The sequence below is a fragment of the Enterococcus sp. NPDC086594 genome, assembly GCF_044746145.1.
Taxonomy (GTDB): Bacteria; Bacillota; Bacilli; order Lactobacillales; family Enterococcaceae; genus Enterococcus_D; species Enterococcus_D entomosocium.
The window spans coordinates 186,122-198,612 of the sequence record NZ_JBIVBP010000004.1; the positions used below are offsets into that span (position 1 = coordinate 186,122).

Annotated in this window: 10 protein-coding genes; 5 read left to right on the plus strand and 5 right to left on the minus strand. The window is 43.8% G+C overall.

Annotated features, from left to right (window positions below; translation table 11 throughout):
- Nucleotides 1-4: 4 nt before the first annotated feature.
- Together ACIPK1_RS08615 and celB are read right to left on the minus strand one after the other, a co-directional pair.
- On the minus strand, nt 5-721 hold the full coding sequence (locus ACIPK1_RS08615) for a GntR family transcriptional regulator (RefSeq protein WP_005226669.1): 717 nt from the start codon (nt 719-721) through the stop codon (nt 5-7).
- A 108-nt stretch (nt 722-829) separates the two neighbouring features.
- Complete coding sequence (gene celB, locus ACIPK1_RS08620) at nt 830-2,101, minus strand: PTS cellobiose transporter subunit IIC (RefSeq protein WP_005226670.1); 1,272 nt, start codon at nt 2,099-2,101, stop codon at nt 830-832.
- Between the two features lie 159 nt (nt 2,102-2,260).
- On the opposite strand from celB, the gene ACIPK1_RS08625 reads away from it, so the two are divergent.
- The 3 genes from ACIPK1_RS08625 (at nt 2,261) to ACIPK1_RS08635 (ending at nt 6,103) form a co-directional block, all read left to right on the plus strand.
- Nucleotides 2,261-3,649, plus strand: coding sequence for a glycoside hydrolase family 1 protein (locus ACIPK1_RS08625; RefSeq protein WP_008376549.1), 1,389 nt, complete (start codon nt 2,261-2,263; stop codon nt 3,647-3,649).
- 246 nt (nt 3,650-3,895) lie between these two features.
- Nucleotides 3,896-5,176, plus strand: a complete 1,281-nt coding sequence (locus ACIPK1_RS08630) for a PTS sugar transporter subunit IIC (RefSeq protein ID WP_005232725.1) — start codon at nt 3,896-3,898, stop codon at nt 5,174-5,176.
- A 186-nt stretch (nt 5,177-5,362) separates the two neighbouring features.
- On the plus strand, nt 5,363-6,103 hold the full coding sequence (locus ACIPK1_RS08635) for a GntR family transcriptional regulator (RefSeq protein WP_008376546.1): 741 nt from the start codon (nt 5,363-5,365) through the stop codon (nt 6,101-6,103).
- A gap of 74 nt (nt 6,104-6,177) precedes the next feature.
- Here ACIPK1_RS08635 and uvrC read toward each other — a convergent pair whose 3' ends face one another.
- Together uvrC and ACIPK1_RS08645 are read right to left on the minus strand one after the other, a co-directional pair.
- The gene (gene uvrC / locus ACIPK1_RS08640; protein ID WP_005232721.1) at nt 6,178-7,968 is read right to left on the minus strand and encodes an excinuclease ABC subunit UvrC; all 1,791 of its coding nucleotides are present in this window, start codon (nt 7,966-7,968) and stop codon (nt 6,178-6,180) included.
- 232 nt (nt 7,969-8,200) lie between these two features.
- Nucleotides 8,201-9,052: a LysR family transcriptional regulator gene (locus tag ACIPK1_RS08645; protein ID WP_016619552.1), complete on the minus strand. Its 852-nt coding sequence runs from the start codon at nt 9,050-9,052 to the stop codon at nt 8,201-8,203.
- 65 nt (nt 9,053-9,117) lie between these two features.
- Here ACIPK1_RS08645 and ACIPK1_RS08650 point away from each other — a divergent pair, with 65 nt between their 5' ends.
- A complete protein-coding gene (locus tag ACIPK1_RS08650; protein WP_016619553.1) occupies nt 9,118-10,140 on the plus strand; it encodes a YeiH family protein in 1,023 nt (340 codons plus the stop codon).
- 165 nt (nt 10,141-10,305) lie between these two features.
- Here the strand turns inward: ACIPK1_RS08650 and ACIPK1_RS08655 are convergent, their stop codons facing one another.
- Nucleotides 10,306-11,073 carry a DeoR/GlpR family DNA-binding transcription regulator gene (locus ACIPK1_RS08655; protein WP_005232717.1) on the minus strand — a complete coding sequence of 256 codons (768 nt, stop codon included), beginning with the start codon at nt 11,071-11,073 and terminating at the stop codon, nt 10,306-10,308.
- Between the two features lie 332 nt (nt 11,074-11,405).
- Here ACIPK1_RS08655 and ulaG point away from each other — a divergent pair, with 332 nt between their 5' ends.
- Entirely contained in the window at nt 11,406-12,470 is a 1,065-nt protein-coding gene (ulaG, locus tag ACIPK1_RS08660) for an L-ascorbate 6-phosphate lactonase (protein WP_005232716.1), read from the plus strand.
- Nucleotides 12,471-12,491 lie beyond the last annotated feature (21 nt).

Here is a 12,491-nt window from a genome sequence, read left to right on the forward strand (position 1 = left end):
CTTTTTAGTGCTGGACATCTAAATAAGAGTAGGCCCGCACGTCATAACGGTTGCGACTACGGGAAAATTCGATGGGTGAGCCATTTTTCTGATAGACGATCTGTTCAATCTCTAAGACCGGATCATCGGCTTTACAGTCCAAATACTGTTGATCGTACGCGGTACTTTTATCAGCGGCGATGGTGCGGTAGGCCCCAGCAAACTGGACCCCTAGTTCCTCTTTGACATAACGATAGATAGAACTTTCTAAATGGCCACGAGTTAAATTGGGCACCAAATGGACCGGCATATAGGTATATTCTAAAATAAACGGCTGGTCTTCAAGAATCCGCAAGCGGACAATACTATAGATCGGCTGTTCTTCCGTCAACATCAACTTTTCTTGGATCGTTTGGTCAGGAAATTCGACTTGAAAATCGATGACCTGACTGACTAGCTTGCGGCCAGCTTTGCCCATTTCTGTTGACAAGCCTTCATAGACCGTTAAAGCAGTGGTGTCTTTTTTTAAGAATGGGTGGTTCAATATTTTTGTTCCAGCGCCCCGCTGAGAATAAACCAGTCCTTCCATGGCTAAAATACCGATGGCTTTTTTGACGGTCATCCGGCTGACTCCGAATTCTTCGACTAAATCAGTTTGATTCGGCAGTAAGCTGTCAGGCGGATACGTTTTGTTTTTGATACGTGTGCGTAAAATATTGGCAATTTCTTGGTATTTTGGCATCTGATCACCTCGCAAGAAGTATAGCTGAAAAAAGCGGTTTCGACAATCAAACCTTGGTTTTTTTATAAAAAGAACGGCTGACTGAAAAAATTCAGCCAGCCGTTGCGCTTAATCGATCGATGGTTCTGCTTGGCGATCTAAAACACGTAAGAATGGATACCAGATTAAGCCGACGATCACCACGTCAATGACTTGCAGCAAACCACCTAACCAAGAGTTGGTTGCTAAGACACCACTGAAGACCACTGGAACGGTCCAAGGAACAGAAACACCAGTTGGTGCAGGAACAAGTCCAGCCGCCATCACTAAGTAGTTGAAGGTCGTTACCACAAGAGGTGCCACGACCCAAGGAATCAGGATTGTCGCATTCAAGACGATCGGCATACCGAAGATTGCTGGTTCGTTGACGTTAAAGATCCCTGGTGCTAAAGCCAAGCGACCCACATCGCGGTATTGTTTTTTCTTCAATACGAAAGCCATCAAGATAACAACGGCTAACGTCATACCAGAACCGCCTAATCCAACAGTAAAGGTTTCCATAAATGGTTTTGTGACGATATGCGGCAGTGCATCCCCATTTTGATACGCTTCTAAGTTGTCTAACATCAATGTATTCCAAATCGGGTCCATCACAGAGTTGACGATGATTTGACCATGTAGACCGAAGAACCAAAGGAATTGAACAAAGAACAAAGCCAATAGAGTTGCTGGCAAGCTGCTGCCTAGTCCAGTCAATGGTTTTTGGATCAATTCATAAACCAGGTCATGCAAGTTGGCATTGAAGACACCCGTCATGATGGCATTGATCACTAAGAATACCGTTAAGGTGATAATTGCTGGAATCAAAGCGGCAAAAGATTTAGAAACTGCTGGTGGTACCCCATCAGGCATTTTGATCTGCCAGCCGCGTTTTGTGATGCGGCAATAGATTTCAGCTGCCAAAAATGCTGCGATCATCCCGATAAACATCCCTTTTGCGCCAAGACGATCAAGAGACAGCACGCCGGAGATCGTTTCGCCAGATTCAGTAGTCATAAAGAAAGGAGTTAAGATCAAAAAGCTGGCAAAAGAAACGGCGCCGCCAAAAATCCCTTCCACATCATATGATTTTGATAAATAATAGCCGATACCGAAAGTAACGAAAACAGTCATGATACTCATTGTTGCATTTTGCCCATTGCCAAACAGCGTTCCTAATGTTCCTTTAGTGGCATCACTGAAGAAGGGCAGGTTGTTTAAAACGACCACGATCGATCCAAACATAGTGATTGGGAACGAAAGCATAAACGCGTCCCGCAAGACGGTCAGGTAGCGATTTTGTCCTAAGGCATTCGCCAAGGGCAAAATCTTTTCAGATAACTTATCCATAAAACCATTCATTATTAGTTCACTCCTTAAATTTCTTTTTGCAATCGATTACATTGATAATGTATCATGTTTTATTTTAAATGTCTATACATTTATTTTAAAAAAGATTGATTTTTGTAACTGCTTCCTTTATGATTAGGGCAGCAAAGAAAAAATGAGGAGTGAATGAAGATGGATTATCAATTTCCAGCAGGCTTTTGGTGGGGGTCAGCCGCTAGTGGCCCACAAACAGAAGGTGTATTTGAAGGTGATGGCAAAGGGGCAAGCATCTGGGATTACTGGTATCAGCAAGAACCAGAGAAATTTTTCAATAGGGTAGGTCCTGAAAAAACCTCGCAAGTCTACACACGCTATCAAGAAGATATTCAACTCATGAAAGAAACCGGCCATACGACGTTTCGGACGTCGATCCAATGGAGTCGTCTTTTCCCGCAGGGCAAAGGAGAAGTCAATCAAAAAGCCGTTGATTTTTACAATGCCTACATTGATGAGTTGATCGCCAACGGGATCGAACCTTTCATGAATTTATACCACTTCGATATGCCAATGGCGCTGCAAGAAAAAGGCGGCTGGTTGAACCGAGAGACCGTGGATGCCTATGTCGCGTTTGCGCAAACCTGCTTTACGTTATTTGGTGATCGTGTCAAGAAATGGTTCACTCATAATGAACCGATCGTCCCTGTTGAAGGCGGCTATCTTTACCAATTCCATTATCCGAATGAGATCAACATGAAACATGCAGTCCAAGTTGGGTTCCACGAAACGTTGGCGAGTGCTAAAGCCATCAAAGTCTACCATGAGATGAACCTTGGTGGGGAGATCGGCATCATCTTGAACTTGACGCCAAGCTATCCAAGAGATGAGAACGATCCAGAGGATGTCAAAGCAGCGCAAATCGCAGATGCCTTCTTTAATCGCTCTTTCTTAGACCCTGCGGTCAAAGGCACGTTCCCAGAAGAATTAGTGACCATCGTCAAGGAATTAGATATGGTACCAGCGATGGAAGCTGATGATTTACAAACAATTCGCGAAAATACGATCGACTTGTTGGGGATCAATTATTACCAACCTCGTCGTATCATGAAGAAAGAATCACCGATCGATCAAGCGAAAAGTCCAATGCCAGATGATTACTTTGATAACTATGATATGCCGAACAAGAAAATGAACCCGTATCGTGGATGGGAAATCTATGAAAAAGGGATCTATGATATTTTGACAAACACGCGAGAAAACTATGGCAATATCAAGTGCTACATTTCTGAAAATGGCATGGGTGTCGAAGGAGAAGAACGTTTCGTCAATGCTAATGGCGTGATCGAAGATGATTACCGCATCGAGTTTGTCTCTGACCACTTGAAGTATGTCCACCAAGCGATCCAAGAAGGAACCAATTGTGTTGGCTACCATATGTGGACCTGCATGGACAACTGGTCATGGACCAATGCTTACAAGAACCGTTACGGATTTATCTCCGTTGACTTAGCAAATGATGCTAAACGAACAGTGAAAAAATCAGGTCGTTGGTTTAAAGAAGTTTCAGATAATAACGGCTTTTAATAACAATGAAAAAAGCAATGCTGTAGGGGCCAGCATTGCTTTTTTTGTGTAAAATCGCGGATTTTTCTGTCTTGTTCCGAAGGGAATTCTCTATTAAAAAACCACCTGTTTTTGCAAATGATAAGCTGGGTTAAACAAAAGCGCAGTTTTGATAAAGAAAAGACTAGACATGGAAACGTTCTCGTGGTATTCTTTAGTAGAAATCGGTTTCATTATTTTGTTTAGGGTTTGAAAGGAGAAAAAACAATGGATAAATTTATTGGATTTATGGAGAAGCACTTTATTCCGATCGCTTCTAAAATAGGCTCTCAAAGACATCTAGTGGCCATTCGTGACGGATTTATCGTAACGATGCCGTTGATGATCTTAGGCTCTTTTGGGGTATTGATCAACAACTTACCAATTCCTGCCTATATTGATTTTATGAATGGCATTTTTGGTGAAGGGACATGGCAAGCCTTTGGGAACAACTTGTCAGCAGGTACTTTTTCAATACTTGGTCTGTTAATCGCTTTCACAGTCGCGTATAATTTAGCTAAAAGCTACAATCAAGACGCATTAGGTGCTGGGGCGATCTCAGTTGCAAGTTTCTTCGCATTAGGTGCAATGGCGACAGGCCCAGATGGTTTGTTAACAGCTGCCGGACTTGGTTCTCAAGGATTATTTTTAGCATTAATCGTATCGATCATTTCTACTGAGATCTTCCGTCGTCTAGCTGGCAACCCACGCTTAGTCATCAACATGCCTGATGGCGTACCACCAGCAGTCTCACGTTCATTTGCTGCGTTATTCCCAGCAATGATCACCGTATCGATCTTTGCTTTGTTTACAGCAATTTTCCAAGCATTTGGTGTGACAAGTATCGTATTGTCCTTCTATGAATTGGTGCAACAACCATTCATGGGCTTGGCAAACTCTTACCCAGCTGCTTTGCTATTAGGTTTTATCTCTGCATTCTTATGGTTCTTTGGTTTGCATGGTGCCAACATCATCGACCCGTTCATGCAAACGATCAATGTGCCAGCGATCGAAGCAAACGCACGAGCATTAGAAGCAGGAACAGATTTGCCTTATATCGTCAACAAACCATTCTTTGATTCTTTCGTGAACATCGGCGGAACAGGCGCGACACTAGGTCTTCTGATTGCGATCTTTTTAGTTGCTCGTCATCATAAAGCGTATATGACTGTCGCAAAACTATCCGTTGCACCAGGTGTGTTCATGATCAATGAACCAGTGATGTTTGGGTTACCCGTTGTCTTGAACCCAATCTTGTTCATCCCATATGTGTTGACACCACTTGTTTTAGTCACGACTGCTTATTTTGCAACTGCAACTGGCTTAGTTCCTGCAAGTACCGTCATCGCACCATGGACGACGCCACCAATCATCGGCGGTATTTTGTCGACACAAAGTATTGCTGGCGGAATCTTGGCAGCTGTTAACTTGATCTTGTCGATCGTTATTTACTTGCCGTTCGTGAAAATGGCGCAAATTCAAGAAACACGCCGTTTAAAAAATGCGTAATGTCTGATCGAGTCGATTAGAAACAAGCGCCAAACGTAATAGACCTTATCCGGCCGCGATCAGAGTGCAATACCCCTTATCACACTGCTTCATTGGAAGGTGCAGTGGTGTGATGACACTCTTTTCGTTTGGCCGGTTCTTTTCTCGTTTTTCAATCAATACAACACACGTTTTGGAGGTGGCAAAATGCCCAAATATATGGAGATCGCAGATGTTCTGCGTAAAAGAATCAAGGACGGAACTTATCCGAAAGACAGTCTTTTACCTTATCAAACAGAGTTAGTGGAAGAGTTTGGCGTCAGCCGAATGACGATTAAAAATGCGGTGAATATCCTGATTATGGAAGGCTTGCTGCTGACAAAGCGCGGCTTAGGGACCAAAGTTTTGAATCATTCCTTTTGGGGCAAAGATACCTCATCGGTGACAGAATACAAAGGCCTGAGCTATCAGATGAAACAAGAAAAACGGACGTTGACTAGCCAAGTCATCACCTTTGAAGTCTGTTTTCCTACAACAAGAATTCAAGAGATGCTTCAGATCACTGCCGAACAACCAATCTACCATGTGATCCGTTTGCGGATCTTAGAAGGCAATCCATACATACTCGAGCATTCCTATATGCCGTTGGATCTGGTCAGCGGTTTGACGAAAGAGATCTTGGAAGAATCCGTCTATGACTATCTGTTGCAAGATTTAGGCTACAAATTTGCTGGTGCTTATCGGACTTTTCAGGCTGCCAAAAGTGATGAATACGATCAAACCTATTTAGCGTGCCAAGCAGATGATCCAGTATTGGAATTAGAACAGATCATCTATTTAGAATCGGGACGTCCAGTGGACTATTCCTGCAGCCGCAATCGGTATGATGTTCGTGGCTATTCCATGTTAGACATGAAGCCTGATCTGTTACAGCACCGCAAAAAGTAACGGCTTACAAAATGGTTCTTCAACGAAAAAACGCTTCATAGCTACTGTTGGCTATGGAGCGTTTTTGTTTTGACTTAAGAAGTGGGTTGGTTTTGATCGCCTAGTTTGGCTAAGATAGTTTCCGCAACGGCTTTGGGAATACCAGCTTGCTGGATCTCTTCCACGGAAGCTGCTTGGATGTTTTTTAACGACTTGAAGGTTTTCATGAGCTGTTGCTTGCGTTTTGGTCCTAAGCCAGGAATTTCATCTAGCTTGGAAGAAAAGCTGTTTTTACTGCGCAGTTGGCGATGGAAGGTGATCGCAAAACGATGGACCTCATCTTGGATCCGTTGCAGCAAAAAGAATTCCACAGAATTGCGTTCCAGTTGGATCGGATCTAAAAATTCCCCGAAAATCAACTCGCTGGTTTTGTGTTTGTTGTTCTTCACTAAACCTGCAACCGGAATATCTAAACCTAGCTGGTTATGCAGCACTTCTTGGGCAGCACCGACTTGGGCTTTCCCGCCATCGATGATGATCAGATCAGGAAAAGGCAGGTTTTCTTTTAGAACACGAGAGTATCGGCGGTAGATGACTTCTTGCATAGAGCCATAATCATCGCCGCCTTGTGCGGTACGAATCTTATATTTCCGATAATCATCTTTAAACGGCTTCCCGTCGACAAAAACCACCATTGCAGAAACCGGATCGGTTCCCATGATGTGGGAGTTATCGAAGGCTTCAATCCGATAAGGTGTCGGGATCCCCATGGCATCGCCTAGACGATCCACAGCACCGATCGTCCGTTCTTCAGTACGCTCGATCAACGCAAATTTTTGGGCCAAGGCAATGCGGGCATTTTTATTGGCCAAATCGACCAATTTCTTTTTGTCGCCTCGTTGGGGCTGCAGGACTTTGGTTTCCAACAGCGCTTCTAATGGGGCAGCATCGACATTTTGCGGAACAAAGACTTCTTTGGGAATGAAGTGTTCATTCTTTTGGTAAAACTGGCCGACGAAGGTCAAGAAATCTTCATCCGCTTCATTGTAGAAAGGAAACAAAGAGACTTCTCGTTCGATCAGCTTTCCTTGACGGATAAAGAATACTTGGACACACATCCAGCCTTTGTCGACACTGTAGCCAAAGACATCACGGTCCATCAGGTCGGTCAGGGTCATTTTTTGTCGCGTCATGACGGTATCGATCGCTTGGATCTGATCCCGCAGCTCAGCCGCTCGCTCAAACTCTAATGTTTCAATGGCTTCGCCCATCTTCTCTTTCAGATCTTTCAAAATATCGACGTGACCGCCGTGGAAAAAGTGTTTGACTTGATCCACGATCTTTTGATAATCCTTGGGGTCTACATTATTGACATAAGGACAGACGCATTGACCCAAATGATAATAAAGACAAGGCCGCTTTTGAGAAGGACCGCATTTTCGTAAAGGAAAGAGGCGATCTAGCACCCGTTTGGTTTCATTGGCTGCTCGTGCATCAGGATAAGGGCCAAAATATAAAGCCCCGTCTTTTAAAACTTTACGAGTGATGATCAAACGCGGATAGCGCTCTTTGGTCACTTTAATAAAAGGATACGACTTGTCGTCCTTTAACATGATATTGTATTTTGGTTTGTTTTTTTGAATCAAATTGATTTCCAGCAATAAAGCTTCCGTATTTGATTCGGTAACGACGTACTCAAAATCATTGATTTCTTGAACGAGCCGTTCGGTTTTCGTATCGTGGCTGCCGGTAAAATACGAACGGACACGATTTTTTAAAATTTTGGCTTTCCCAACATAGATGATTTTGTTATTTTTATCTTTCATTAAATAACAACCAGGTTGATCAGGAAGCAGCGCTAATTTGTTCTTGATTTGTTCGTTCATTTCAAGATCCTTTCTTACTGGTTTGCTTCACGAACTGCATAAGTAGTCAAAGGGCGGTCTAAGTTTCCCTCAAAAAGGGGAACGTTAGAGCCCATAGCCAGTACTCCTCATTTTAGCACAAATTTCTTAAGAAACAATCAATCGGACCAGATCAGCAGCGAGGAAGCGTAATCGTAAGAAAAGGTTAAGAAATCCCACGAGGCGGTGGTTCCCCCAAAAAATCAGTTTGTTATTATACGCTTGCCACCTGTGAGGGATCGTTTTGCGACCACTCCTGAATGAAGGTCCGCAATCCCTCGATGGCTGGTTCTGTGACTACTTTGCGCTGGATTAAGTAAAATTGGCGCTCAAAGTTTTTATCCAGCAGTTGATAGCCAATGCCGTGGGCGGCTCGCTTGGAAAGGATCGAACAGCCGAAGCCTTGTTTCAGCAAAGCGACAATCAATTCATTGCTGGCGATCTCGATGATCGGTCCTTGAATGTTCTGTTCCTCCAGATAGCGCTTAGTGTAATAGTAGACACCAGAACTCGCTTCTCGGACGAGCCAAGGACCGGTTTGGGGATCGCCAGCTAAGACGAGCTGATCTTTCAAAATCGGAAAACGCAAAATACTCGGTGCGGATAAGGGTTTTTCAATGATCCCTAAATCCAGTTGATGTTGTTCAAGCGCTGTTAAGACTTCAGCGGAGTTCATCATCGATACCCGAAAACGCACCGTGGGAAAGGCGTTGTATAAAGCAATCATCAAGTTAGGCATCAAGGCCATCGCATAGGTATGAGAGATGCCTAGGGCACAGTGGCTTTGGTGCTGCGTGTTGGTATGGATCTCGCTGGTGATCGTCGACCACTCATCCAATAAATTCAGTGCCTTTTCGTAAAGGTACTCTGCTTGGGGTGTGGCGATCACGTTTTTGCGACCATTGCGTAAAAAGAGCGGTGTATCCAGGTCTTGTTCCAACTGCTTGATTTGAGCAGAAACCGTGGGCTGCGAAATAAATAGCAATTCGGCAGCTTTCGAAAAATTTTTCGTTTCATAGACCATCTTAAAAGTCTCCAATAATTTTAACATTGCAATCCCTTCCATTAGAAAATTCAATCATAACTATTATACCAATAAATCCTACTGATCGGTCAATCTGTGTATAATGGATGTTATATGAAAGGATGAAAGCAATGAAGCAACGACAAACAGCTTTGATACTTCCCGGTTTGTTCCTGTCCTTTTCGGTAGCCGTCATCGCCCGAATCATGGCTTTGGCTGTGCCAAAATTAGGGGGAGCAACCCTTGCTATTTTATTAGGAATCATTTTAGGAAATACACTGTTCAAGCAAGAACGCTATCAAGTCGGGACGAAGGTTGCGGAAAGTCGTCTCCTAGAATATTCGGTGGTTTTGCTGGGCTTTACCGTCACTTTCCAGACTATCAGTGAAATGGGTCTTCGGGGCTTTCTCTTTATTTTGCTGATGATGAGCTTGGTCATTACCGCTGCTTATTTGATAGGGAAAAAAATGGGCTTTAATCAAAAGATGAGCCTGATGATGGCAGGCGGCAATGCTGTCTGTGGGTCCTCTGCGATTGCGGCGATCGCACCAGCCATTGATGCCGATGATGAAGAAAAAGGGCAGATCATCACCTTGGTCAATCTTTTAGGAACGGTGATGATGCTGACGCTGCCGTTTTTAGGCTTGGCCTTATACGGCGATGATCTATTGCAAAAAAGCGCCTTACTTGGCGGCACACTGCAATCCGTCGGGCAAGTCGTGGCGGGGGCTAGTTTGATTGATGCCGACACCGTCAAATACGCGATGCTCTTTAAAATCGCGCGCATCATCATGTTGGCAGTCGTCGTCATTGTTTTTGAACGAATGACGACAAAGACCCCCACCAAAACCAAAGGCAAAGGTAAGCTACGGCTGCCAATCCCTTGGTATGTGTTGGGCTTCTTGACCATCTGTATCTTGAACAGCTTCTTGCCGCTGCCTAGCTGGTTGAATGAGGGGGCTCATTTTATCAGTACGTGGTTTGAAACAACGGCGTTGGCAGCCATCGGTTTGCGCCTGGATTTCCGCAAGTTTTTAAAAGAAGGACCGCGCTTTTTATTCTATGGTCTTTCCGTTGGAGCCGTCCAAACCGTGGGTGCTGTTGCGTTGATTTGGTTGCTGCGGCTCTGATTCACACGAGGCACATCTCATAAAGCACGTTTGAAGCGTACGATTGTTTAACGAAAAAAGCCACGACGGTTGATCGAAGGGCACGCTTTGCTGTTTCTGTTGGAAGAGGCAGCAAGGCGTGGCTTTTCAGATCAACTGTCGGGCTTTTTTTAGCGACAAAGATTGTTAGACGGGGACTTGGATGACTTGAACACCTTGTTGCTCAATCAAGTCGATGACTTTGGGATCAGAATAATGGTCGGTAATCAGCAGATCGATAGCCGCAATTGCGCCAATCGTAAAATTGGATTGCTTACCGATTTTGCGATAATCCGCGATAACGATCAACTTGCCAGAATTTTCGATGATTTTCGCATTGACTTTGGCTTCGTGGATCACTGAAGTGGAAATGCCGGTCTGTAAATCTAACCCACTACAACCAATGATCGTAACATCAGAACGAACATGAGAAAACGACTCCACGGCGATATCCCCTGACAAGGCCGCTTTAGGATAGCGTATTTCGCCGCCACTTAAAACGATCGTTGATTTTGGATGGTGTTCCATTTGGATCACACTTGTATTGTTCGTCAACAAACTGATTCGTTTGTCTGTGAGATGGCGCAACGTTTGAGCGGCGCTAGTACTCGTATTGACGAAAAGGGTATCGCCATCTTTTACTTGGCGAGCCGCTTCTTTGGCCAGTCGATCTTTGATGTACTCGATCGAGTCGGTGGGATGCGCTTCATCTTCATAAGCTTCACAGTATTCGATTTTTCCGTGGGTTTGTTTGATCTGACCCATCTCACTCAGTACGGTACAGTCTCTGCGGATCGTCATCTCTGATACTCCCAACTGATGACTGAGGGTCTTCACATCAGAAAAACCAGATGTTTTTATCAGATCGATCAATTGTTTTCTCCTTTGCCTCACTTCTTCATTGGAACGTTTCACGATACTTCCTCCTTACATGCGCTTTATTCTATTCTTGTCTTTCATCGTTTATCCAGATTGCGATTGCCTTTGCATAGCAAAAACCTTCTCGCCTCCTTCTCGCAAGTTCAAGTGATGATCCCACACCACTTGTTGAGAAGCAACGATGTGTTTGTTGTTTCTTCTTTCGAACTCATTTTAACATATCCCCTATACATTACCATATATATTAAATAATCACATTTATTTATGGGTTAATTAACATATAATAAGCTAAATTAACATAAAACTAGATTGAAAGCGTTTTTCTATATGTTAGAATCAAAGTGTAAATAAGCAAGGGAGGAATAAGAATGGCACATGTAAATGATGTTTCGAAAGAGAGTTGGCTTTTAAATACGTTTCCAGAATGGGGGACCTATTTGAACGAAGAGATTGAAAATGAGCTTGTGAAAGAAGGCACAGTTTCCATGTGGTGGCTAGGCTGTACGGGTATTTGGCTGAAGAGTGCGGAAGGAACCAATATTTTATGCGACCTTTGGTGTGGCACTGGCAAGCGTAGTCATGGGAATGGGCAAATGAAAAAAGGCCATCAAATGATGCGAATGAGTGGTGTACAAGAAATGCAGCCTAACCTACGGACTCAGCCCTTTGTGATCGATCCATTTGCAATCAAAGGAGTGGATGCGTTAGTGGTGACCCACATCCATTCCGATCATTTAGACATCAATACCGCAGCCGCAGTCCATCAAAATTGTCCAGAAGCAAAATTCGTCGGTCCCCATGAAGTCGTTGCAACTTGGTTGAAATGGGGAATACCAGAAGAAAAAACCATCGTGGTCAAACCGGGGGATGAAGTGACCATTGGGCAGGTGAAAATCGTCGCTTTAGAAGCATTCGATCGAACCGCTCTGATTACTTGTGAAGATCCGGATACCAGCTTGAAAGGAAAAATGCCACAGGACATGGATCGTATCGCAGTCAATTACTTGTTTGAGACTTCCGGTGGGGCGATTTATCATGCAGGAGATTCTCATTATTCGAATGTATTTGCTAAACATGGGAATCAGTACAAGATCGATGTTTGCTTAGGTGCATATGGCGAAAACCCGCGGGGCATCACCGACAAAGTTACATCAGTCGATATGTTGCGGATGGCCGAATCCCTCAATGCCAAAGTGGTGATTCCCGTACATTATGATATCTGGTCCAATTTTATGGCTGATCCAAAAGAGATCACCGAGATTTGGAAGTTTAAAAAAGATCGTTTGAACTATGAGTTTAAACCGTATATTTGGCAAGTTGGCGGCAAATTCACCTACCCAACGAATAAAGATGATCTTGAATTTAATTTCTATCGTGGCTTCAAAGATGTTTTTTCGGTCGACAATGATACGCCATTCCCTTCTTTCTTATAAAAGAAGGGGGGATGCTGCAAA

Excerpts from the sequence above, each read along its gene's own strand:
- ACIPK1_RS08615 (WP_005226669.1), bottom strand. The coding sequence starts at position 721 with ATGCCAAAATACCAAGAAATTGCCAATATTTTACGCACACGTATCAAA.
- celB (WP_005226670.1), bottom strand. The coding sequence starts at position 2,101 with ATGAATGGTTTTATGGATAAGTTATCTGAAAAGATTTTGCCCTTGGCG.
- ACIPK1_RS08625 (WP_008376549.1), top strand. The coding sequence starts at position 2,261 with ATGGATTATCAATTTCCAGCAGGCTTTTGGTGGGGGTCAGCCGCTAGT.
- ACIPK1_RS08630 (WP_005232725.1), top strand. The coding sequence starts at position 3,896 with ATGGATAAATTTATTGGATTTATGGAGAAGCACTTTATTCCGATCGCT.
- ACIPK1_RS08635 (WP_008376546.1), top strand. The coding sequence starts at position 5,363 with ATGCCCAAATATATGGAGATCGCAGATGTTCTGCGTAAAAGAATCAAG.
- uvrC (WP_005232721.1), bottom strand. The coding sequence starts at position 7,968 with ATGAACGAACAAATCAAGAACAAATTAGCGCTGCTTCCTGATCAACCT.
- ACIPK1_RS08645 (WP_016619552.1), bottom strand. The coding sequence starts at position 9,052 with ATGGAAGGGATTGCAATGTTAAAATTATTGGAGACTTTTAAGATGGTC.
- ACIPK1_RS08650 (WP_016619553.1), top strand. The coding sequence starts at position 9,118 with ATGTTATATGAAAGGATGAAAGCAATGAAGCAACGACAAACAGCTTTG.
- ulaG (WP_005232716.1), top strand. The coding sequence starts at position 11,406 with ATGGCACATGTAAATGATGTTTCGAAAGAGAGTTGGCTTTTAAATACG.